This is a genomic window from Pseudomonas sp. NPDC090233, assembly GCF_044772285.1.
Taxonomy (GTDB): domain Bacteria; phylum Pseudomonadota; class Gammaproteobacteria; order Pseudomonadales; family Pseudomonadaceae; genus Aquipseudomonas.
Map to the genome: position 1 here is coordinate 61235 of NZ_JBIVYQ010000002.1, position 21586 is coordinate 82820.

Genomic DNA, 21586 nt, shown 5'->3' on the forward strand with positions numbered 1-21586 from the left:
CGAGACATTTGCCATGCAACGCGCTAGGCTTGCCCTTTTCACCCAAGGAGTAGTACCCATGGCACGCGCCACCGCCCGTCATATCCTCGTCAGCAGCGAAGACAAATGCAACGAGCTGAAAGCTCAGATCGAAGCCGGTGCCGACTTCGCTGAAATCGCCAAAGCCAACTCCACCTGCCCGTCCAGCCGCCAGGGCGGTGACCTGGGTTCGTTCGGCCCAGGCCAGATGGTCAAGGAATTCGACACCGTGGTGTTCAGCGCCCCACTCAACACCGTGCAAGGCCCGGTCAAGACCCAGTTCGGCTACCACCTGCTGGAAGTGACCAGCCGTCAGGACTAACTCCTCACTGGCGATGAGTATCCTTGTAGGAGCGGATTTATCCGCGATGAGGCCCGGCCAGGCGAAGACGTTGCCTGCACGGGCCTCATCGCGGATAAATCCGCTCCTACAGGTTCTCCTGGGGCTTGTACTGGCGGGCTTGAGCTTTGCGATCCAAGCCGCGCCCAGCCACGCCCTCACCGTCTACGGCGAAGCGCCCCGCTACGCTGAAAGCTTCCGCCACTTCGACTACGTCAACCCAGACGCCCCCAAAGGCGGCACATTGCGCCGCTCGGCCATCGAGATTGGCCAGTTCGACCATATTCTGCCGTACATCGACAAAGGCACTGGCGTGAGCGAAGTCGATGGCTGGCTGTACGCGCCTCTGGCTGTACGCTCATTCGATGAACCCTACACCGTCTACGGCCTGATCGCCCAGCGTATGGAACGCGGCCCGCAAGACGCCTGGCTGCGCTTCGAGATTGACCCCAGGGCCACTTTTGCCGATGGCAAACCCGTGCGCGCTGAAGATGTGCGCTTCAGCTTCGAAAAACTGATGAGCCAAGGCAGCCTCAAGTATCGAACGCTTTTTGCCGACGTCGGCGGCGTCACAGTGGAAGGCCCGCACCGCGTGCGTTTCGACTTCAAGCAACCCCACGGCCGCACCCTTGCCTTGGACCTCGCCAGCCTGCCGGTCTTGCCCGAGCACGATTGGCAGAACCGCGACTTCGCCAACGGCGCCGGTTTCGAAACCCCTGTCGGCAGCGGCCCGTACCGCATCGGGCGGATCGACAACGGGCGCAGCATCACCTTCGAGCGAAACCCCAACTGGTGGGCCAAAGACCTGCCAGTCAGCCGCGGTCGCTTCAACTTCGAACGTATCCGCATCGAGTATTTCGGCGATACCGAAGTGGCGCGCCAGGTGCTCAAGGGCGGTGGTTACGATTACAACCGCGAGTTCTCCGCCACGGCCTTCACCCTCGGCTACAACGGCGCACAGCTGGACGATGGCCGCTTGCAGCGCGCCCACCTGGGCCCGTCCAAGCCACAGACCGCCCAGGGCTTCGTATTCAACCTCGACCGGCCGCAATTCAAGGACCGCCGTGTGCGCCAGGCGCTGGCGATGCTCTGGGACTTCGAATGGAGCAACCGGCAGATGATGCGCAACATGTACATCCGCCAGCAGAGTGCGTTCTCCAACACCCCGCTGGCCGCGCGTGAACTGCCGGATGCCAGCGAGCTGCAACTGCTCGAACCCCTGCGCGGCAAGGTGCCGGACGAAGTCTTCAGCCGGGTGTTCACGGCGCCGGTAACCGACGGCTCGGGAATTATCCGCCAGCAACAGCTGCAGGCCCTGGCCTTGCTCGAACAAGCCGGCTGGCATCCCGAGAATGATCAGCTGGTGAACGCTGCGGGCGAACCGTTGACCTTCACCTTCCTCAACGGCCAGTCGGGTGTCGAGCGCCTGCTGCTGCCGTGGAAGCGCAACCTGGCGCAGATCGGCATCACCCTGAATATCCGCAACGTCGATTCGGCCCAGTACATCAACCGGGTGATGGCCCGCGATTACGACATGATCGTCACCGGCTACACCACCACCCTTTCGCCCGGCGCCGAGCTGTATAACTACTTCGGCTCCGCAGCGGCCAATGATCCGGGTTCGAACAACCTGATGGTGCTCAAGGACCCGGCAGTGGACAGCCTTATCGACGGGCTGGTGCGAGCCGACACCCAGGCCGACATGCTGCGCCACGCCCATGCGCTGGACCGGGTGCTGCAGTGGAACTACTACTGGATCCCCAACTATTACCCCCCGGGCAGCTCGACTGTGTGGTGGAACCGCTTCGGCCTGCCCAAGGTGCAGCCTGCCTATGACGAAGGCCTGGACGGCTGGTGGGAAATCAGCCCCGAAGCGCTGACCAACTCACAAATGGCCGAGCGCCAGAAGGCCGAGCCATGACAGCCTATATCCTGCGGCGCCTGCTGCTGATCATCCCCACCCTGCTGGCCATCCTGCTGGTCAACTTCGCCATCGTCCAGGCCGCCCCCGGTGGCCCGGTGGAACAGGCGGTGGCCAGGCTGCAGGGCATCGGCGGCGGCGCACCGGGCGCACGGGCCGAGGTTGTGCACGGCGAGTCCCGCGCCACCCGTGGCCTGGACCCGAAGTTGATCGAAGAGATCAAGCGCCAGTACGGCTTCGACAAATCGGCCCCTGAACGCCTGTGGCTGATGCTCGGCCAATACGCGCGGCTTGACTTCGGCCAGAGCTTCTTCCGGGGCGCCAAGGTCACCGACCTGATCCTCGACAAGCTGCCGGTGACCTTGTCGCTGGGGTTCTGGGCCACATTGATCACCTACCTGGTGTCGATCCCATTGGGCATCCGCAAGGCGGTGCGTCATGGCAGCCGCTTCGACGCCTGGAGCAGCGCGCTGATCGTGATCGGCTATGCCCTGCCCTCGTTCCTGTTCGCCCTGCTGCTGATCGTGCTGTTCGCCGGCGGCACCTCGCTGAACTGGTTCCCGGTGCGCGGCCTGGTGTCGGAAAACTTCGACCAGCTCAGCCTGCTGGGCAAGGTAGCCGACTACTTCTGGCACTTGGTATTGCCGGTCGGTGCGCTGGTGATCGGCGGCTTTGCCACGCTGACGCTGCTGACCAAGAATGCCTTCCTCGATGAAATCTCCCGCCAGTACGTGATCACGGCCAGGGCCAAGGGGCTGAGCGAACGGCGTGTGCTATACGGGCATGTGCTGCGCAACGCCATGCTGTTGGTACTGGCGGGGTTGCCCCAGGCGTTGATCACAGTGTTTTTCGCAGGCTCGCTGCTGATCGAGGTGATTTTCTCCCTCGATGGGCTTGGGCGCTTGAGTTACGAGGCGGCGGTGTCGCGTGACTACCCGGTGGTGTTCGGCACGTTATTCATCTTCACCCTGGCGGGTTTACTGATCCGCCTGATCGGCGACCTGTCGTACACCCTGCTCGACCCGCGCATCGACTTCGACGCGAGGGCGCACTGATGCTCTCGCCCGTCTCACGTCGCCGCCTGCAACGTTTTCGCCGCAACCGCCGCGGCTGGGTGTCGCTGTGGCTGTTCGCCGGCTTGTTGCTGCTCAGCCTCGGCGCGGAACTGGTGGCCAATGACAAGCCCCTGCTGCTGGGCTACAAGGGCGAGTTGTACGTGCCCGCGCTCAAGCGCTACAGCGAACAGCAGTTCGGCGGCCAGCTGCCGTTTCAGCCGGACTATCGCAGCGCCTATGTGCGCCAGCTGATCGAGGGCCAGGGTGGCTGGATGCTCTTCGCGCCGATCCCCTTCAGCGCCGACACACCCAACTATGACCTGCAGGTGCCCACACCCAGCCCGCCGAGCAGCAGCAACTGGCTCGGCACCGACGACCAGGGGCGCGATGTGCTCGCGCGGGTACTGTACGGCACGCGGATATCGCTGCTGTTCGCCTTCGCCCTGACCGTGGTCAGCGTGCTGGTCGGCGTGGTTGCCGGGGCCTTGCAGGGCTACCACGGCGGTTGGGTCGACCTGCTCGGGCAACGCGTTCTGGAGGTGTGGTCGGGGTTACCGGTGCTGTACCTGCTGATCATCCTCAGCGGCTTCGTCGAGCCGGACTTCTGGTGGCTGCTGGGGATCATGGCGCTGTTTTCGTGGTTGACCCTGGTCGATGTGGTGCGCGCCGAATTCCTCCGTGGGCGCAACCTGGAATACGTGAAAGCCGCCCGCGCCCTGGGCCTGCCGGACAGCCAGGTGATGTTCCGGCACATCCTGCCCAATGCGATGAACGCCACGCTGACCTATGTGCCATTCATGCTGACCGGGGCGATCACTACGCTGACTGCATTGGACTTCCTGGGCTTTGGCATGCCGGCCGGAACTGCTTCGCTGGGTGAACTGGTGACCCAGGGCAAGCAGCACCTGGAAGCTCCTTGGCTGGGCTTTACTGCATTCTTTGCGCTGGCAGTGATTTTGTCGCTGCTGGTGTTTATCGGCGATGCCCTGCGCGAGGCGTTTGATCCGAGGCGGTAGAAAACTACTAACTGATTGATTTGGCAGTACCCTGTGGGAGCGGCTTCAGCCGCGAACACCGGCGAAGCCGGTGCCACACACCGCGTCGCTTGCTTCGCGGCTAAAGCCGCTCCCACTGGGTATGCGGCGCACTCGCAGGCTTTGATCTCTGCGCGGCAGCGCAGCCCAATAAGGAGCATTTGCATGACCCTCAAAGGCAAGACTGCACTCGTCACCGGATCCACCAGCGGCATCGGCCTGGGCATTGCCCAGGTGCTGGCCCGCGCCGGCGCCAACATCCTGCTCAACGGCTTCGGCGACCCTGCACCGGCGCTGGCCGAGATCGCGCAGCTTGGCGTCAAGGCGGCGCACCATCCGGCCGACCTCTGCGAGGTGACGCAGATCGAAGCGCTATTCGCCTGCGCCGAGCGCGAGTTCGGTGGCGTCGACATCCTGGTCAACAACGCTGGCATTCAGCACGTGGCGCCGGTCGAACAGTTCCCCGTGGAAAGCTGGGACAAGATCATCGCCCTGAACCTGTCGGCGGTGTTCCATGGCACACGCCTGGCCCTGCCCGGCATGCGTGCGCGCAACTGGGGGCGGATCGTCAACATCGCCTCGGTGCACGGGCTGGTCGGCTCGACCGGCAAGGCGGCTTACGTTGCGGCCAAGCATGGCGTGATCGGCCTGACCAAGGTGGTGGGGCTGGAAACCGCCACCAGCAACGTCACCTGCAACGCCATCTGTCCGGGCTGGGTGTTGACTGCGTTGGTGCAGAAACAGATCGACGAACGTGCCGCCAAGGGTGTCGACCCGCAGCAAGCGCAGGCAGACTTGCTGGCCGAGAAGCAACCTTCATTGGCCTTCGTCACGCCAGAGCATTTGGGCGAGCTGGTACTATTCCTCTGCAGCGAGGCCGCAAGCCAGGTCCGCGGCGCCGCCTGGAACGTCGACGGTGGCTGGCTGGCCCAGTGATGGGAAGCCTGGGCCTGGCGCTGGTCTTGCATCCGTTTTCTTGCAAGGAGGCCTTATGCGCCCAACCCTACTGCCCTCGATCCTGGCCCTGACCCTGGCGGCCGCCGCCCCGGTGATGGCCGCCAGCCTCAAGGATGTCGCCCCCTACCCCGACGCTGAAAAAGGTTTCACCCGGCAGGTGATCCACCTGCCGGCGCAAGCCGACGAACATGCCTTCAAGCTGGAAATCCTGGCCGGCAAGACCCTGCAGGTCGACTGCAACCGTCAGCGCCTGGCCGGCAGCCTGGAAGAACGCACCCTCGAAGGCTGGGGCTACAGCTACTACCGCCTGGACAAGGTCGGTGGCCCAGCCAGTACCCTGATGGCCTGCCCGGATGGCAAGACGACCGAAGCCTTTGTGCCAGTGGTGGGTGAAGGCTTCATGCTGCGTTACAACAGCAAGCTGCCGGTCGTGGTGTATGTGCCGGAAGGCGTCGAGGTGCGCTATCGCGTGTGGTCGGCGTCGAACGAAGTGAAGAAAGCTAACGTCGAGTAATCCGTACCAACGCCGGGGCGCTGTGTGTTCAGGCATAATGGCGCCCTTTTTACCCCGAAGCACAGGTGTCCCCATGAAAGCTCAAGCCCGCCATATTCTGGTCAAGACCGCTGACGAAGCCGAAAAGCTCAAGCAGCGCATCGCCAACGGCGAGGCCTTTGACGTGCTGGCCAAGAAGTTTTCCACCTGCCCTTCGGGCAAGCGCGGTGGGGATCTGGGCGAAGTACGCCCGGGGCAATTGGTGGGTGCGATCGACCAGGTGATCTTCAAGAAGCCGCTGCGCGTAGTGCATGGCCCGATCAAGAGCAAGTTCGGTTATCACCTGGTGCAGACGTTCTATCGCGACTGATAGCGCGTGGCCACCTAGCATTTTTGCCAGTTGTCCCCCGACTGGCATTTATTTACAACGCAGGCAGAGCCGGAGTAGCGCCAACAAAGCGCGATCCCGCCAGTGATTCATTCCGATGGACACGGAGACCTGCCGATGCGTTTACCCCGCCTGCTTGCGCCCGCTGTTTTTCCCCTGCTCACCTTGCCGCTGCATGGCCACACCGCGAACCTGTTGGTTTCACCAGGTGACAACCTGGGTGATATCTTGCAGACCCAGCAGGTCGACAGCTTCATCATGACCGGAGGTACGGCCCGCTCGCTCAGCCAGGACGAAGGCTATGACCGCTTCAACACGTCTGACGGGCACATCATCGGCGCTTTCGAAGACGGTGATTACGCGATCTTCAGCGGTGGGCGCATTGGCCGGGTTGACCTCAAGCTCGCCGACAACTATTTCGAGATGTCCCAGGATACGGCGGTAGAAACGCGTATCGACGGCAGCCTGGTGAGCGGCTTCGGCAATGACACGATCATTGTTCGCGGCGGCACCATCGGCGGCAGCATCAGTACCAGCGGCGGCGTGGACAAAATCACCATTAGCGGTGGCAGACTGGCGGGCAACTTGCTGACGAGCGTTGGCAATGACGCGTTCAACTGGTCTGGCGGAAACATCGGTGGACGGGTTGACATGGGCCTGGGAAACGATGAGGCGACCATCAGCAACCTGACTGCGCAAACCTTGACCATCACCATCAACGGTGGTGAAGGCATTGATCGTCTGCTGTTCGTCAACAGCGAGATCGTTGGCGGGGGCCGGTATATCAACTGGGAAACGATTGGTTTGAGCGAGAGCAGTCGCCTTGTGCTGGACGACACACTGACCTTGGGTGACGTCGGCAGCGGCAGCGGTTCATTGGCAATCGACACGAGCAGTACGCTGTTCTCGCGCCAGGGAACGGTGTCAGCATTTACCCAAGGTCAGCCTGCAACGCTGCGTAATGCTGGTACGCTCGACCTTGCCGGTGGCAACGACGCACAGGGCCGCTTGACCATCAATGGCAATTATCTGGGCGAAAACGGTACTTTGCGGCTCAACAGCGTGCTGGCCGGCGATGACGCCGCCTCGGACCGCCTGGTGGTGAGCCAGGGCGCTATCAGTGGCACCACGTTGCTGCAAGTGAATAACTTGGGTGGCACAGGTGCTGCCACCCGGCAGAACGGCATTCAGGTGGTCGAAGCCCGTGACGGCGCCACCAGTACCACCACGGCCTTCGTGCAGACCCAGGTGCTGTCCGTGGGTGCCTACGACTACCGCCTGTTCAAGGGTGGCGTGACGGCGGGTTCTGAAAACAGCTGGTATCTGCGCTCGACCCTGGTGGCTGCCCCTGCTGCAGCCGTGGTTGAAGAACCCGGCATTGCGCCCGTGCAGCCTGCTGTTACGCCCCCCATCGCCGCCCCTGCGCCTGGGCAACCCAACCTGCCCGCCCCGGTCGCGGGCCAGAGCGTGCCACTGTATCGCCCGGAAGTTCCGGTCTACGCTGCCGCGCCCAGGGGTGCAGCCCTGCTTGCGCGCCAGGCCTTGGGCACATTCCATCAACGCCAGGGCGACCAGCAATTGCTGGCCGGTGAGGGGACGCTTCCGGCCAGTTGGGGCCAGGCCTATGGCGGCGCGCTGCGCCAGCAATGGAGCGGCACGGTCAGCCCGAGCCTGGACGGCGACCTGTATGGTTTCAAGGTTGGCCAGGACCTGTATGCCCACGTCGCTGAAAACGGCTATCGCCAGCAGGTCGGCGTGTACGTGAGCCACAGCCGCCTGGAGGCGGACGTAAAAGGTTTCGCCCTGGCCATGGAGGATCGTAGTGTCGGTGATATCAGGCTTGACGGTGACAGCGTGGGTATCTATTGGACGCTGGTCGGTCCGCATCGCGGGTACCTCGATGCCGTGCTGCAGTACACCGACCTGGATGGCCGCGGCCCGTTCCGAGCGTGGTGACAAGCTGGATATCGATGGCCACGCCTGGACGGCATCGCTTGAATCAGGCTACCCCATCCCACTGTCCGAGCGCTGGAGCCTGGAACCCCAGGCCCAGCTGATTGCCCAGAAAGTCTCGCTGGACAGCGCCAACGACAGCGTTTCGCACGTCAGCCACGACGCACAGGTTGAACTCACCGCCCGCCTCGGCGTGCGCCTGGAGGGCACGTTCACCGGCAGCAGCGGACGCCTCCTGCAACCCTACGCGCAGGTCAACCTGTGGCATGGCGACGGCGGCCGCGACACCCTGACCTTCGACGACGTGGACAAGATCAAGACCGACTACCGCTTCACCTCGCTGCAACTCGAAGCCGGGCTGGTCGCCCTGCTCAACGAGACACTGAGCCTGCACGGTGGCGTGCAGTACACCAGCAACCTGGACAGCCGCCAGCAGGAAAGCAGCGGCGTCAACCTGGGCGTGCGCTGGCAGTTCTAGCGACGCGCCGCCAGCAGACCCAGACCAGCGCAACCCAGCAAGGATGCGCTGATCCGGTTGAACATCCGACGCGGCCTCGGCTGGCTGAACCAGCGCTGCAGGTAGGCGCCCAGGCCCGCATAGATGGCGATCGCCGCCCATTCCAGCAGCAGGAACAGCACGCCCAACCAGAGGAACTGCTCGCTCACCGGTGTGGCGCTGCCCACCGACACGAATTGTGGCAGGAAGGCGGTAAAGATCAGAATTGCCTTCGGATTGCCCGCTGCCACCCAGAACTCCTGGCGTGCCAGGCGCCAGCTGCCGCTTGGCTGATCGCTCGCCATCTGGGCCTCGCCCACCGGCGCGCGCCACAGCTGCCAAGCGATGTAGAACAGGTAGGCGGCGCCCACCACCTTGATCACCAGAAACAGATATTCGCTGGTGTGCAGTACCACCGCCAGGCCCATGGCTGCCAGCGCGATCATGCCGCTAAATGCGACGATACGCCCGCCCCCCGCCACGCAGGCAGTCCGCAGGCCATAGCGGCTGGCATTGTGCAACGACAGCAGGTTGTTAGGCCCAGGTGCCATGTTCAGGGCGAAGCAGGCGGGGATGAATAGCAGCAGGCTCGACAGATCCATTGTGTTCTCCATGAAATCTGTCGCTACTGTCCATGCCTGAGCGCCGCCGGGTCAAGGTACAGCCAACGGCAAAAACTGTATGGCTGTATGCAGCGCACTGCTAAGCTGCCGGGCTGAACGAGGACTCTCGCATGCTCCGTAGCCGCTCCCAGCTCTGGCGTGACCCGGCACTGCCCTGGGTGGAAAGCCGCAGAGCCTGCCACAGCCGCGCCTGCTACAAGGCCCACAGTCACCCCACCTTTTCCATCGGTGCCGTGGACGCAGGTTGCAGCTACTTCACTGGTGCAGGCGAAGGGCAGCAGCGCCTGACACCGGGCACGCTGGTGATGGTGCCAGCGCAGCGAGTGCATGCCTGCAACCCAGAGCTTGGCCGCGTGTGGAGCTATCAGATGCTGCACGTCCAGGCCCAATGGCTGGAACAACTGCGTCTGGAATCGGGGCTGGCAGCGGCCGAGCCAGGGGCGCCAGCACGTATCAGCCGGCTGCCCGCGCTATACCACCAGTTCTGCACGTTGAATGAATTGTTGTTCTCTGCCGCGAATACGGTCGAGAAAGAAGCCGCATTGATCGCGTTCATGGGCGACCATGATTTTTCCGATCACCCGCCGCTGACGGCGGCGCCTGCGCCCACATTGGCGATGCCAGCGCTGCGCGGCCTGATCGAGCGCATCGAGGCCGATGACCCAACCCCGTTGAGCCTGGAGACATTGGCCCGGCAAGCCGGCCTTGGCCGGTACCAGCTGATTCGCGCCTTCCGTGCAGCCACCGGCTTGACCCCGCATGCCTACCTGCTCAATGCGCGGGTTAATCGTGGGCGGCAACTGTTACGTGACGGCCTGGCGCTGGCGGAAGTGGCCTATCGCTTGGGCTTTGCCGACCAGAGCCATTTCCAGCGCGTGTTCAAGGCGCATGTCGGGGTAACGCCTGGGCAGTACCGGTAAGCCTCAGCCAGCCTGCAATATTCTTCAATACCACTCGCCCAGCTGCCGCCACACTGCGGCTTTCCTTCTGAGAAAGCCCGCCCCATGGAGCAGTTCCTGATCGTCGCCCTCGCTCATTTCCTTGCCTTGCTCTCGCCTGGGCCTGACTTTTTCCTGGTCGCCAGAACATCGATCAGTGCCGGTTGGCGAGTCGCCAGCGGTGCCTGCCTGGGCATTGCCTTGGCCAATGGTGTATTCATCGGGGTGGCCTTCACCGGCCTGGCGGTACTGCGTGAAGGCAGCGCGCTGTTCATCGCCCTGCAACTGGCCGGGGCGGGTTATCTGATGTATGTCGGCGTGCTGTTTCTGCGTCATGCCGGGCAGTCAGCACTGACAGCAATCGGCGTGCGTGGGGCGATTCACGGATGGTGGCGTGTGCTGGGCATGGGCTTTGCGTCCGGCATCCTCAACCCAAAGAACGCGCTGTTCTATGCCAGTCTTGCCAGCATGGTCGCCAGCAGTAGCGCAGGCTGGAAGTACGCCTATGGTGCATGGATGTTCAGCGTTGTGTTGCTCTGGGACCTGCTGGTGGCCGTGGCCATTGGCAATCGACGCCTCCTGCGGCGCTTCTCGCACGCCCTGCCCTGGCTGGAACGGGCCTCGGGCGTCATGCTGATGGTGCTGGCCGCAGCGTTGCTGGTTCACCTGGTTCAGGGGTAAGCAACTGCAGGGTGGCAACGTCCATCAAGCTGAAATAGCCCGCGGCCCAACCGCCAGTATCCAGGTGCCAGACGTTACCCAACTTTTTGGCCTGCAGTACTGGCGTGTGCCCGACCAGCAAGGCGCGTAGCCCCTCGACGACTTGAGTATCACCCTCTTTCAAGCGCTGGCGGGACCATTGACAGATTTCCCGGACTTTCGCGTCATCATCGAACAACAAGCTGTCGCGCAAGGCGGCCCAATCCATGAAGGGACTATCGGCGTGCAGCAAGCCAATCAAGCCCTCATCCGTCTGCAACTCCAACGCAATCGGCAACCGCAGGAACTGCTCGACGAAGTGGGCCTGCTCGTCCCTCGGCAGGTCGATGAACCAACCGCCACCGGCAGCGCGGTACATGTCCAGATCGAGCTGCCCGCCATTGAAGTGGGTAATGGCCAGCGACTCATGGTTACCCTGCACGGCGTGAAACCACGGCTTTTGCAGCCACGCCAGCACCTCGACGCTGTGCGGGCCGCGGTCCACCAGGTCGCCAACGCTGAACAGCCGATCGACCTCGGGGTCGAAACCCACCGCGTCTAGACACTGCTCCAGGCGCCGAAAATGCCCGTGAATATCGCCAACGGCCAAGTCACGCCCGTGGCTGTTGGCGGCTACCCGCCGAAACCGGCTCATTACAATGTTCCTCTGCTGCCAAACCCTGGCAAGCGTAAAATGGACGAACACGCTACACACCCCGGAGGTGTATCATGCGTACCGCTCTCGTCTGTGCCGTGCTCATGGCACTTTCTACCAACAGCATGGCACAAGGCACCGCACCTGCGCAGGTCGAGGTGCGTTACGACCATCCCGAAAAATTCCGCGACGCCAGCCTGGACAGCGCAGGCTATGAACGCGGTGCCGACGACTACGTCATGAAAACCCTGACCCAGTACCTGCAGAAGCTTGGCCAGCGCTATTTGCAGCCGGGCCAGCAATTGGTCATCGACATCCGTGACATCGACCTGGCCGGGCGGTTCGAACCTTGGCATAGCCGTGCCTACGATGTGCGCTTCATGCGCGAGATCACCTGGCCAACCATCGACCTCAGTTACACCTTGAGCCAGCCTGGACAACCCAGCCAACAAGCCGAGGAGCGGGTCAGTGACAAGATGTACCTCAGCCGACCAGGCCGCGCGGCCAGTAGCAGTGACAGACTCTATGCGGAAAAGGCCATGCTCGATGACTGGTTCCGTCAACGGTTCGCCGCGCACCCAGCATCGTGAAAAACCTCTTCACTGGAACAGGCAGTCGTGCCGGTAGTATGCTCGGCCCTTCGACCTGGACCAGGGAAGGGGCTCAATCCATGAAACTCTGTGCCGTACAGCTGACTTCACGCAAAGGCGATCTGCAGGGCAACCTCGCACGGCACGTGCGCTGCATCGAGCAAGCGGCGGCACTGGGCGCCGAACTGGTGGTGTTTCCCGAATTGTCGCTGAGCGGCTATGAGCCGGCCTTGGCCCGGCAGTTGGCATTACCTCTGAACGCTGACCGACTTGAGCCACTGCAAGCGCTCTGCGACCGGCTGAACATCTGCGCCGCCGTAGGTTTGCCGCTGCTCACAGCAGATGGAATTCAGATCGGCATGCCGATCCTGCGCCCTGGTAAGGCCCCTCTGGCGTACGCCAAACAACGCCTGCATGATGACGAGTTGGCGTTTTTCGTCGCAGGTGAGCAGCCTGTTGTTTTCACGGCCGGGCAACTGCAGGTGGGACCTGCCATCTGTTATGAGTCGATGTTCATCGAGCACGCCGCGCAGGCACACGTACTGGGCGCGCAACTGTATCTAGTGAGCGTTGCCAAGACTGCTCAGGGCATTCGCGAAGGCAACGAGCATTACCCTGAAGTCGCGCGAACGCTGGGTATCCCACTACTGATAGCCAACTGCGTAGGCCCCGCCGATAACTTCATCGGTGCAGGAGGCTCAGCGGCTTGGGACAGCCAGGGCACGTTGCTGGCGGCATTGGACGACCGTCATGAAGGCATGATCGTGCTGGATACCGATAACTCCAGCGCCATGGGCGTGGCGTTGGATTCAGCTGTCGGATGAAGTATCTGTTGCTGACATTGGCCAGTTTTGCCAGCACCTATTACCTGGTGGGGCTGTTGATTCAGGGCCAGCTAGCCGATATCGCCGATGGCCTGCGCCACCGCCCGGATGCACCTACACCTGGGCAGTATCTGCGGGAGGTGCGGCCGCATGCACGGCGGGCACACCGGCAGTACACACTGATGGCGGGGACTGCGCTGGCGGTGGTGGCCTGTCTGATAGCGTTCTGGTTCAGCTGAGTCTATAAATCCAGCGTCAGGCTCTGGCGCCCTTCCAGTGCCAAGAGGTACTGCTTGGCCGGCAACCCGCCAGCAAAACCGGTCAGGCTACCGGACGCACCAATCACTCGATGACACGGGGCGATGATCGAGATCGGATTGCGCCCATTGGCCGCGCCCACCGCGCGGACAGCACTAGGGTTACCGATCTGCCGGGCAATGTCGCTGTAGCTACGGGTCTCGCCAAAGGGAATGGTCAGCAGCGCCGCCCACACTTGCCGCTGAAACTCTGTACCGGCAAAGTCCAGTGCCAGCTCGAAACGCTGACGCTGGCCAGCGAAATACTCACCTAACTGGCGCGCAGCCTCGCGCAGGATGGGGTGCTGGTCATCCCGATGCAGATCACCCAGACGCACACGGTTTTCTCTCTCCTCTTCCCAGAGCACGGCCGCCAGGCACTCGCCACGTGCCACCAAGGTCAAAATGCCGACCGGGGATTGCATGAGGGTGAATGTACTGGACATGAAGAGTGCTCACTGCGAAACAAGGTTCGCGCACTGTAACGCCGCCCCCAAGCCCGTGCATCCGCTTTCTTGCGCAAGTAAATCTCAAACAGCCATGCGCCGTGCCTCGGGCAAACCGATTTTGGGGATTATCTCCGGGGGAATACGTGAAACGGCAGACAGGTTGTAAACCCGGAAATGCTCGTTGACCACCTGCTCGGCCATTAAAGTTAGGGATGGCAGTATCCGGGTGTCCCAGTGTTGGTCGAGCCCACAGGGTGAATGTTCGCCCTCATCATCCTCGTAAAATCGGCCAAGCGACTGATCGAGGTCCACGCCGACCATCAACACCTGCTCGAAACCCAGGTGGTAGGCCAGTTGCAGCGCGACGTAAGCCACCGTACGAGCATCGTAATAGCCGCTCGCAAGGTCTTTGCTGAAGGCGATCGAACGGGCCCGTTTGCTCCACAACGCACGGCTGCAGACATGGTTGGAGCCATGCCCACGCAAGCCATCGATCAGGCCTGGAGTGTCGGCCTTGTGCAACGGATAGCACTCAGTGTCGGCTGGAATGTCGGCGCCGACGAACTGCTCGGGCCATAACGCCAGGCGCTGGCTGTCACGCAACGCGGTGGCAAACAGCTCGGGCTGCTGATCGCGAAAGCTCTTGTCGGTGCACACGTAGAAAAACGGCTTAACAGCGCAGGCTGCGGTGAGCGCGACCGAGCCATTCATGGCGATAACGGGAAGATGCGCGAAGTCACGCAAGGGGAACTGCCTGGCTGAGGCACCTGAGGCAAGAATCACCACGGGGCCCTTTTGGCTGTTGCGACACGCCTCAAAACTGGAGAACGCCCCGCGTTCAGCATTTCGCTGCGACGGAAGTGTGTTCATCTTGACTTTCTTCGGTTCGGACTATGTACAAAGCATACCCACAGTCGTCCAGCCTGCAGTCACTTTTACATAACACTTACACAATCCGACCAACGGGTCTCGTTCGTCCACGCCGTGTAAGCCATTAAGTCATGTGTCTCCTTGCTGGTTATCCCCGGTGGTACTAATACTTAAGTCTCTGCCTGGGGAGGCATGCACCATGCAACCACGATTCGTGATCGTTCCTGCAGTTCCCATCGAAAAGGAGTCCTTTCGCCTGGGTGGCAGGTGTTATGCCGCTACCGAGTGCGGCGGCTTTGACATCTATGACAACCAGGCGAAGGAACGGCTCAAGCCCAGCTATCCGAGCAGGGTCGACGCAGAGGTACAGTGCCGTCAGATGAACCTGAAAGTGGGGCTGCGCTAGTCAAGCCTTGGAAGCACCCTCGCCGTGCTGCCAGTCAGCGATCAAACGCTGTGCATTCTCTTCACAGCCCACCCCCTGGGGCTTGGCTTCTATGCCCGCAATCACCGCCAACAGCTGCGCGCGGTTGTGTGCCAGGCGCTGCTGCAGTGCTTCGATCTCGGCGACTTTGCCCTTGAGGCTGGTCAGCAAGCGCTCATGACGGCCTTCTCCATCCACCGATGCGCGGGTGAGCTTGCGCATTTCCTCCAGGCTGAATCCCGTTTGTTGGCCGCAGGTAATGATTTCCAGCGCCCTGACCGCCTGCTCGGGGTAGTCGCGATAACCATTGCCCAAGCGTCGCGCTTCGATCAGGCCACTGGCTTCATAGAAACGGATGCGTGATGCGCTGAGGCCTGTACGTCGTGCCAGTTCGCCAATTTTCATAATGGGTAATTTCCTGTTGACCTTAAGGTTTACTTTAACCTTAGCCTTTGCGGAAACCCACTACCGCCTGGCACATGAAAATGCATGGGCGCGGATTTTCGGAGATCAGCATGACACCCTTTCAGCCCCTGCTCTTGCCCAATGGCAGCATCATTCCCAACCGCATCGCCAAAGCGGCCATGGAAGAAAATCTCGCCAATCCTGACCAAACGCCGTCAGACCAGTTGCTGCGCCTTTACCAGGCCTGGGCTAAAGGCGGTGCCGGGCTGTTGCTGACCGGAAACGTGATGATCGACCCCAGCGCCATGACCGGTCCTGGTGGCGTAATGCTGGATGAAAGCCAGCAGCTAGAGCGTTTTCGCCGATGGGCCCATATCGGCCGCTCCCACGGCGCCCAGTTCTGGATGCAAATCAACCACCCAGGCCGGCAGATGCAGGCCAATCTCGGTCAAACCACCGTGGCACCTTCGGCGATTGCGCTGGAGATGGGTGGTTTGTCCAAGCTGTTCCCACTGCCCAAGGCGCTGGATGAGGCGCAAATAGCTGCGCTGATTCAACGCTTCGCCCGCACCGCTGCGCTTGCCGAAGAGGCTGGTTTCAGCGGCGTGCAGGTCCATGCTGCGCATGGCTACCTGCTGAGCCAGTTCCTGTCGCCGCTGAGCAACCAGCGCCAGGACCGCTGGGGTGGCAGCCTGGAAAACCGTGCGCGGCTGTTGCTGGAGGTGGTCAAGGCCGTGCGGGCCGCCGTCTCGCCGGGTTTCAGCGTGGCGGTGAAACTCAACTCGGCGGACTTCCAGCGCGGAGGCTTCGAGCCGGCAGATGCCCGCCAGGTCGTGTTGTGGCTCAACGAACTGCAGGTAGACCTGGTGGAGTTGTCAGGCGGCAGCTACGAGGCGCCGGCCATGCAAGGCGACGCCCGTGACGGGCGCACCTTGGCGCGCGAGGCCTATTTCCTGGAATTTGCCGAAGAAATCGCCTCCATTGCCAACATGCCGGTGATGGTCACTGGCGGGATTCGCCGCCTGCAAGTGGTCGAGCAGGTACTGGACAAAGGCGTGGCCATGGCCGGGATCGCCACCGCCCTGGCAGTTGAACCCGCCCTGCCCGCGCGCTGGAAAAACGGCGAGGCCACAGCGACCGCGGCGCTGCAACCCATTCGCTGGAAGCGCAAGGCGTTTGCGGCCCTGGCCTATATGGCGTTGGTAAAACTGCAGATGCGCCGGCTGGCAGCGGGCAATAAGCCTGACGCCCATGCCTCGCCTTTAAGAGCCCTGTTATTGGAACAGTGGTGCACGCTGCGCCGGGTTAAACAGTACAAGCGCATGATGAACAGTCGGCTGCAATGAGCGGTTAATCAGCGCTCAATCCAGGCACTCCCTGGCCGCCTGACGTAGTTTGTCACCGGCGAGGAAACTGCCTTTGTAGAAGGTCGCCCGGCTACCGTCACGGTTTTCCACGACTTCCAGTACTTCATCAGAAGTGACGGCGCTGGGTGCGGTCAGCCGATAGCCGTGGCTGATGGACTTTTGCGTGGTAAGCGGCGCCACTGCTTGCCACTTCGGTAATACACAAGCGGCATAGGCCTCGGGAGACTTCTTGGTCAGCTTACTGGCCGTGGGCTTGCCAGGGTTGGCGCAACCGACCAGGCTGACGGCCACTACGGCACAGGAAAGAATACGAAAGGTAGGCATTTGCAATTGACCCAAGTGAACAGGGTGCATTCTAACGATGGTTTTGCTAAAGCACTAATCCACCATGGTAGGACGCAAGACTTCCGTCGCATTTCAAATGAGAATGATTACTTTACAATGCATCGCGCTGAAGGATCAGCACCCATCACAAAAAGCCCGCGCTCTTGGGTGCGGGCTTTTTGTTCCTGAGGATTTTCAAGCTTTTGAGCACATGAGCGCTGCATCGAGCAGCCGGCCATGGTCATACCAGGCATCGCGTTGGTAGGCCGTGAACTGGTGATGGCTGCCGGTGTCGCGCATCTCCACCAGGCCATTGGCTTTGTTGGGGTCGGTGCTGTCGACGTAGAGCTTGACGGAGTCTCCCGTGCCCTCCTCATAAGTCGTTGCACGGCCGTGCAACTCCTCTTTAACACAGCTCAGATAATCCGGCGGGCTTTTCTCGGTAATGCCGGATGTATAGTCGTGGCCCTCGCGAACATCAGGGTTTTGTGCACATCCCGAGAGCAAAACTGTAGCCAAAGTTGTTACCAATACTGTACTTGGGAAGAAGATAGAACCTTTCACGCGACACGCTCCTGCTGCCCCGACAAGAACATTGCAAGACCGAGAAGAGCCCATGTTTTAGTTTTATGACGTGCTCATAGTACGCTGCATTAATTACGGGCCAATATTCTTGTTTGCTATAAAGAAAATTCGTTGAAGGATACCACCCTACAAGGGATTCAGATGATTCCCACAATTTTGCGCTGGTGAGTTCAAGTCTGAAGAAATACCCTACGCGGTCTGTCGACGCTCATCTGATTGTCCCGGGAACCCCTGCCCTCTAGGCTCTCCAGGTCGCTGACGGTTCAGCGATCGGGTGTGGAAACCTGGCAGTCCCTGAGAATGAAGCTGTCTTCATGGCAGTTGTGCGCGGGAGGTCGCAAGGCCTACCGGGATTCTCATGGGCTCGGTTTTCCACCCCGTGCACAACTGCCACCCTTACGTGTGGAAACGGACGGGTGCGGTCAATCCCATGAGATAGCCATGAAAAAAATAGTCCCTGATCCACCCCACACTTTCGAGCTGCCAGCCGGGAAAACGCTCTCCCGCGCCATTGGCGAGCGTGTCGTCCCCATCGAACACGTGCTGTTGAATGTCTCCCACTACCTGATGTTCGCCTACAGCGACAGCCGACGCGCGCTTGAACGCATCGAGGATGAAGAAACCCGACAGTTGCTGTTGCACGGCCTTCGGGCGATGCAGATCGCCTGGGGTCAATCGGATGCATTGGCACTGGCGATGGAGCGCACGCCCGAACTGCACGGGTGAAAACTCACAAATAAATCAGTCTTGCTCCGTGAGCTCGCACACGCCATTCGCACCACCCTTGCCGGTGTAAGACACACCCAGCGTCTCATCAGGGTTGATCGTAATCGATACGGTTACACCACTGCCCTTGGCTTCAAAGTACGTTTCACTGAATTTCTTCAGTTTTGCTTCCTTGCCATTGATGTACACCGGCCCGCCCTCGTCTGCGTGCACCTCGACCCCACCTGGGCAGGCCGCGTTAACCAATGGCATCTCGGCGTAAGCCGTGGCGGCTAGTGACCACACCAGCGCACTCAACAGAAAGCGTTTCATTCGACACCTCGTGTTTCATTGGCTGCAGCTTCAGCAATAGCCCAAGGCAAACCATCTCGCCACTCCAGCGAGAACCACCAAGCTCAGCTAGAGTTTGAATGAGTTAAAACACCGCGAGATAACGATCATGCTAAAACAAGAAGCCGATGACGTAATTGAGCGTATCAGGGACGATCTGAAACGGCATGGGGTGCTGATCGGCTACGATCCAGAGCTTACCCCTGCGGATTTCGGATGTGACCTCGACTATCACGTTGCGCAAGTCAGGGAGGACCCGAACAACCGTGTGTTGCGTATCTCGATACATGACGAAGGCTTGTGGACGCAACTTCGGCAGGGCGCCGTGCATCGCTGTAGCGTCAGTGAGTGTCGAGGCAAACTATTCGGCATTCCTATTTCGATAGAACCAAGAACAGACGCTTCCTATACCATTGAGTACAAGCTCTAGCGTGTCAGCAGGTGGCCTCCTTCGAGACTACCTGCCTGCAGATCGATGGCCGAACGATCGCAGCTAATGGACCCGCGCCTTCTCAGATAGCAATGCCGGGAAAACGGAACGCCTGCGAGCACGCACCAGTCGTATCTCCATCAGAGGCGCAATTGAGACGCCCAATCGGAGAGAGTGATGAGCCTTCAGTCCACCAGTCATGACCTTTACGTGCATTCTTACCTGGGTTACCAGGCATCGATTTACGTTTTCTGGGAGTCGAGCGTTGAATTTCCCAGTGGGATGTTGGTTGAGATTGGGAAACCAGGCGCAACGGCGCGGACGCTGCGGGTAAGTCGACCATTTTCTTCTTCGACTGAAGCCATTCTCGAAGGGAAGGTTATGGCTGAACAGTACGTGCAGAGCCAGAATAGCTGAGATTGTCTTGCTCCGTAGCTCCCACACAGTCAGCATTTCGCTTGTTGGTCCCAGGTAGGGTGCCGGTGCCCAATGAATTGGCCATCAGGCGTCGGCCCCCATACAACTGCCGTCACACCTATGCGACAATGCGCTCAATGTCCGGCCTCAACCCCCGCATTTATCGCCCAACAGCTGGGTCACAGCGCGCAAATGCTGCTGTCGATGTCTGCCCGTTGGCTCTACCCAAGCTCCGATTGGAGCGAGCTGGAAAACTCAAGATTGGTATCAAATCGGTATCAGCTGAAAATCCAGCGTCGTAAGTTACTGATAGGTAAGCCCTTTGATCTCCACCGCTAACATCACCATGCAGTTCGGCTCCAAGCCGCTGTTCGAAAACGTCTCGGTCAAATTCAACAACGGCAACCGCTACGGCCTGATCGGCGCCAACGGTTGCGGCAAGTCGACCTTCATGAAGATCCTCGGTGGCGACCTGGAGCCGTCCGGTGGCCAGGTCATGCTGGAGCCGAACACCCGCCTCGGCAAGCTGCGCCAGGACCAGTTCGCCTACGAAGAATTCACCGTTATCGACACGGTGATCATGGGCCACGGCCAGCTGTGGAAGGTCAAAGCCGAGCGTGACCGTATCTACTCACTGCCGGAAATGACCGAGGAAGACGGCATGGCCGTCGCCGAGCTGGAAACCGAATTCGCCGAAATGGACGGCTACACCGCCGAATCGCGCGCCGGTGAACTGCTGCTGGGCCTGGGCATTCCGCTGGAACAGCACTTCGGCCCGATGAGCGAAGTGGCACCTGGCTGGAAGCTGCGTGTGCTGCTGGCCCAGGCGCTGTTCTCGGACCCGGACGTGCTGCTGCTCGACGAACCGACCAACCACCTGGACATCAACACCATTCGTTGGCTGGAAACGATTCTGACGGCGCGTAACAGCACCATGATCATCATTTCCCACGACCGTCACTTCCTCAACAGCGTGTGCACGCACATGGCTGACCTGGACTACGGCGAGCTGCGTCTGTTCCCGGGCAACTACGACGAGTACATGACCGCAGCCACCCAGTCGCGTGAACAGCTGCTGTCGGACAACGCCAAGAAGAAAGCCCAGATCGCCGAGCTGCAGACCTTCGTCAGCCGCTTCTCGGCCAACGCCTCCAAGGCCAAGCAGGCCACCTCGCGCGCCAAGCAGATCGACAAGATTCAGCTGGCCGAGGTCAAGCCTTCGAGCCGGGTCAGCCCGTTCATTCGCTTCGAGCAGACCAAGAAGCTGCACCGCCAGGCCGTCGTCGTCGAGAAAATGGCCAAGGCCTTCGACGACAAGGTGCTGTTCAAGAACTTCGACATCACCGTCGAAGCCGGCGAACGTGTGGCGATCATCGGCCCCAACGGTATCGGCAAGACCACCTTGCTGCGCACCCTGGTGGGCGAGATGAAGCCGGATGCGGGTTCGGTCAAATGGACCGACAGCGCCGAGGTGGGTTACTACGCCCAGGACCACGCGCACGACTTCGAGGACGACCTGACCCTGTTCGACTGGATGGGCCAATGGACCTCCGGCGAGCAGATCATCCGTGGCACCCTGGGGCGCATGCTGTTCTCCAACGACGAAATTCTGAAGTCGGTGAAGGTGATTTCCGGTGGTGAACAGGGCCGCATGCTGTTCGGCAAGCTGATCCTGCAAAAGCCAAACGTGCTTGTGATGGACGAACCGACCAACCACCTGGACATGGAATCGATCGAAGCGCTGAACCTGGCGCTGGAGAACTACCCGGGCACACTGCTGTTCGTCAGCCATGACCGTGAGTTCGTGTCGTCGCTGGCGACACGCATCATCGAACTGTCGCCGGACGGTGTGGTGGACTTCAGCGGCACTTATGACGACTACCTGCGCAGCCAGGGTGTGTTGGTCTGAGTTAGCTGACCTCGCCTGGCCATCTTCGGATGGCCGGGCCCACGGCGAATAATTCGTTAGCCTGCTTTCA

26 protein-coding genes and 2 pseudogenes are annotated in these 21586 nt (G+C 61.0%); 20 read left to right on the plus strand and 8 right to left on the minus strand.

What is annotated here, in order from left to right; translation table 11 throughout:
- Positions 1 to 58: 58 nt before the first annotated feature.
- The 8 genes and pseudogenes from ACIQUF_RS04760 to ACIQUF_RS04795 all read left to right on the plus strand — a co-directional run bounded on the left by ACIQUF_RS04760 (position 59) and on the right by ACIQUF_RS04795 (position 8637).
- Complete coding sequence (locus ACIQUF_RS04760; RefSeq protein ID WP_400804070.1) at positions 59 to 340, plus strand: peptidylprolyl isomerase; 282 nt, start codon at positions 59 to 61, stop codon at positions 338 to 340.
- 13 nt (positions 341 to 353) lie between these two features.
- Positions 354 to 2279, plus strand: a complete 1926-nt coding sequence (locus ACIQUF_RS04765; protein WP_403129010.1) for an extracellular solute-binding protein — start codon at positions 354 to 356, stop codon at positions 2277 to 2279.
- Positions 2276 to 3334: a microcin C ABC transporter permease YejB gene (locus ACIQUF_RS04770; protein WP_403129012.1), complete on the plus strand. Its 1059-nt coding sequence runs from the start codon at positions 2276 to 2278 to the stop codon at positions 3332 to 3334. The genes ACIQUF_RS04765 and ACIQUF_RS04770 overlap by 4 nt, the downstream gene beginning before the upstream one ends.
- Positions 3334 to 4350: an ABC transporter permease gene (locus tag ACIQUF_RS04775; protein ID WP_403129014.1), complete on the plus strand. Its 1017-nt coding sequence runs from the start codon at positions 3334 to 3336 to the stop codon at positions 4348 to 4350. Before ACIQUF_RS04770 ends, ACIQUF_RS04775 begins: the two co-directional genes overlap by 1 nt.
- A gap of 183 nt (positions 4351 to 4533) precedes the next feature.
- A complete protein-coding gene (hbdH, locus tag ACIQUF_RS04780; RefSeq protein ID WP_403129016.1) occupies positions 4534 to 5304 on the plus strand; it encodes a 3-hydroxybutyrate dehydrogenase in 771 nt (256 codons plus the stop codon).
- A gap of 55 nt (positions 5305 to 5359) precedes the next feature.
- Positions 5360 to 5839: a serine protease inhibitor ecotin gene (gene eco / locus ACIQUF_RS04785; protein WP_403129017.1), complete on the plus strand. Its 480-nt coding sequence runs from the start codon at positions 5360 to 5362 to the stop codon at positions 5837 to 5839.
- Between the two features lie 73 nt (positions 5840 to 5912).
- On the plus strand, positions 5913 to 6188 hold the full coding sequence (locus ACIQUF_RS04790) for a peptidylprolyl isomerase (protein ID WP_008095636.1): 276 nt from the start codon (positions 5913 to 5915) through the stop codon (positions 6186 to 6188).
- A gap of 135 nt (positions 6189 to 6323) precedes the next feature.
- Positions 6324 to 8637, plus strand: a pseudogene (locus ACIQUF_RS04795) (autotransporter outer membrane beta-barrel domain-containing protein).
- On the opposite strand, the gene ACIQUF_RS04800 reads toward ACIQUF_RS04795, so the two are convergent.
- Positions 8634 to 9257 carry a LysE family translocator gene (locus ACIQUF_RS04800; protein ID WP_403129021.1) on the minus strand — a complete coding sequence of 208 codons (624 nt, stop codon included), beginning with the start codon at positions 9255 to 9257 and terminating at the stop codon, positions 8634 to 8636. The pseudogene ACIQUF_RS04795 and the gene ACIQUF_RS04800 overlap by 4 nt on opposite strands.
- 131 nt (positions 9258 to 9388) lie before the next feature.
- Between ACIQUF_RS04800 and ACIQUF_RS04805 the strand changes: the two genes are divergently transcribed.
- Together ACIQUF_RS04805 and ACIQUF_RS04810 are read left to right on the plus strand one after the other, a co-directional pair.
- Positions 9389 to 10198 carry a helix-turn-helix domain-containing protein gene (locus ACIQUF_RS04805; RefSeq protein ID WP_403129023.1) on the plus strand — a complete coding sequence of 270 codons (810 nt, stop codon included), beginning with the start codon at positions 9389 to 9391 and terminating at the stop codon, positions 10196 to 10198.
- A gap of 84 nt (positions 10199 to 10282) precedes the next feature.
- The gene (locus tag ACIQUF_RS04810; RefSeq protein ID WP_403129026.1) at positions 10283 to 10897 is read left to right on the plus strand and encodes a LysE family translocator; all 615 of its coding nucleotides are present in this window, start codon (positions 10283 to 10285) and stop codon (positions 10895 to 10897) included.
- Here the strand turns inward: ACIQUF_RS04810 and ACIQUF_RS04815 are convergent.
- On the minus strand, positions 10845 to 11570 hold the full coding sequence (locus ACIQUF_RS04815) for a metallophosphoesterase (RefSeq protein ID WP_403129028.1): 726 nt from the start codon (positions 11568 to 11570) through the stop codon (positions 10845 to 10847). The two genes, ACIQUF_RS04810 and ACIQUF_RS04815, sit on opposite strands and share 53 nt — an antisense overlap.
- Before the next feature lie 74 nt (positions 11571 to 11644).
- Here ACIQUF_RS04815 and ACIQUF_RS04820 point away from each other — a divergent pair, with 74 nt between their 5' ends.
- The 3 genes from ACIQUF_RS04820 to ACIQUF_RS04830 all read left to right on the plus strand — a co-directional run bounded on the left by ACIQUF_RS04820 (position 11645) and on the right by ACIQUF_RS04830 (position 13223).
- On the plus strand, positions 11645 to 12160 hold the full coding sequence (locus ACIQUF_RS04820) for a DUF3016 domain-containing protein (protein ID WP_403129030.1): 516 nt from the start codon (positions 11645 to 11647) through the stop codon (positions 12158 to 12160).
- An 80-nt stretch (positions 12161 to 12240) separates the two neighbouring features.
- Positions 12241 to 12984 (plus strand): carbon-nitrogen hydrolase family protein, encoded by a 744-nt coding sequence (locus tag ACIQUF_RS04825; RefSeq protein ID WP_403129031.1) that lies wholly within the window; start codon positions 12241 to 12243, stop codon positions 12982 to 12984.
- On the plus strand, positions 12981 to 13223 hold the full coding sequence (locus ACIQUF_RS04830; RefSeq protein ID WP_403129033.1) for a hypothetical protein: 243 nt from the start codon (positions 12981 to 12983) through the stop codon (positions 13221 to 13223). Before ACIQUF_RS04825 ends, ACIQUF_RS04830 begins: the two co-directional genes overlap by 4 nt.
- Positions 13224 to 13225: 2 nt before the next feature.
- On the opposite strand, the gene ACIQUF_RS04835 is transcribed toward ACIQUF_RS04830, so the two are convergent.
- Together ACIQUF_RS04835 and ACIQUF_RS04840 are read right to left on the minus strand one after the other, a co-directional pair.
- Positions 13226 to 13726, minus strand: coding sequence for a methylated-DNA--[protein]-cysteine S-methyltransferase (locus ACIQUF_RS04835; protein ID WP_403129034.1), 501 nt, complete (start codon positions 13724 to 13726; stop codon positions 13226 to 13228).
- Positions 13727 to 13810: 84 nt separating this feature from the next.
- The gene (locus ACIQUF_RS04840) at positions 13811 to 14599 is read right to left on the minus strand and encodes a lipopolysaccharide biosynthesis protein (protein WP_403129036.1); all 789 of its coding nucleotides are present in this window, start codon (positions 14597 to 14599) and stop codon (positions 13811 to 13813) included.
- Between the two features lie 199 nt (positions 14600 to 14798).
- Between ACIQUF_RS04840 and ACIQUF_RS04845 the strand changes: the two genes are divergently transcribed.
- Entirely contained in the window at positions 14799 to 15005 is a 207-nt protein-coding gene (locus ACIQUF_RS04845; protein ID WP_403129038.1) for a hypothetical protein, read from the plus strand.
- Here the strand turns inward: ACIQUF_RS04845 and ACIQUF_RS04850 are convergent, their stop codons facing one another.
- Positions 15006 to 15428, minus strand: coding sequence for a MerR family transcriptional regulator (locus tag ACIQUF_RS04850; protein WP_403129040.1), 423 nt, complete (start codon positions 15426 to 15428; stop codon positions 15006 to 15008). It abuts the gene before it with no gap.
- Positions 15429 to 15538: 110 nt separating this feature from the next.
- Here ACIQUF_RS04850 and ACIQUF_RS04855 point away from each other — a divergent pair, with 110 nt between their 5' ends.
- The gene (locus ACIQUF_RS04855; protein ID WP_403129041.1) at positions 15539 to 16774 is read left to right on the plus strand and encodes an NADH:flavin oxidoreductase/NADH oxidase family protein; all 1236 of its coding nucleotides are present in this window, start codon (positions 15539 to 15541) and stop codon (positions 16772 to 16774) included.
- Positions 16775 to 16789: 15 nt separating this feature from the next.
- On the opposite strand, the gene ACIQUF_RS04860 is transcribed toward ACIQUF_RS04855, so the two are convergent.
- On the minus strand, positions 16790 to 17149 hold the full coding sequence (locus ACIQUF_RS04860) for a hypothetical protein (RefSeq protein WP_403129043.1): 360 nt from the start codon (positions 17147 to 17149) through the stop codon (positions 16790 to 16792).
- A gap of 165 nt (positions 17150 to 17314) precedes the next feature.
- Positions 17315 to 17683: a hypothetical protein gene (locus ACIQUF_RS04865; RefSeq protein ID WP_403129045.1), complete on the minus strand. Its 369-nt coding sequence runs from the start codon at positions 17681 to 17683 to the stop codon at positions 17315 to 17317.
- Positions 17684 to 18145: 462 nt separating this feature from the next.
- Here ACIQUF_RS04865 and ACIQUF_RS04870 point away from each other — a divergent pair, with 462 nt between their 5' ends.
- Positions 18146 to 18430 carry a hypothetical protein gene (locus ACIQUF_RS04870; RefSeq protein WP_403129047.1) on the plus strand — a complete coding sequence of 95 codons (285 nt, stop codon included), beginning with the start codon at positions 18146 to 18148 and terminating at the stop codon, positions 18428 to 18430.
- 15 nt (positions 18431 to 18445) lie between these two features.
- Here the strand turns inward: ACIQUF_RS04870 and ACIQUF_RS04875 are convergent, their stop codons facing one another.
- Positions 18446 to 18742, minus strand: a complete 297-nt coding sequence (locus tag ACIQUF_RS04875; protein ID WP_403129049.1) for a hypothetical protein — start codon at positions 18740 to 18742, stop codon at positions 18446 to 18448.
- A gap of 127 nt (positions 18743 to 18869) precedes the next feature.
- Between ACIQUF_RS04875 and ACIQUF_RS04880 the strand changes: the two genes are divergently transcribed.
- From ACIQUF_RS04880 to ACIQUF_RS04895, 4 genes and pseudogenes are all read left to right on the plus strand, one after another.
- A complete protein-coding gene (locus ACIQUF_RS04880; protein ID WP_403129051.1) occupies positions 18870 to 19190 on the plus strand; it encodes a hypothetical protein in 321 nt (106 codons plus the stop codon).
- Between the two features lie 177 nt (positions 19191 to 19367).
- Positions 19368 to 19607, plus strand: a complete 240-nt coding sequence (locus tag ACIQUF_RS04885) for a hypothetical protein (protein ID WP_403129053.1) — start codon at positions 19368 to 19370, stop codon at positions 19605 to 19607.
- A gap of 77 nt (positions 19608 to 19684) precedes the next feature.
- A pseudogene (locus ACIQUF_RS04890) lies at positions 19685 to 19909 on the plus strand (site-specific integrase); the annotation flags it as partial.
- A 20-nt stretch (positions 19910 to 19929) separates the two neighbouring features.
- Positions 19930 to 21516, plus strand: a complete 1587-nt coding sequence (locus tag ACIQUF_RS04895; RefSeq protein WP_400803278.1) for an ABC-F family ATPase — start codon at positions 19930 to 19932, stop codon at positions 21514 to 21516.
- Positions 21517 to 21586: the final 70 nt, after the last annotated feature.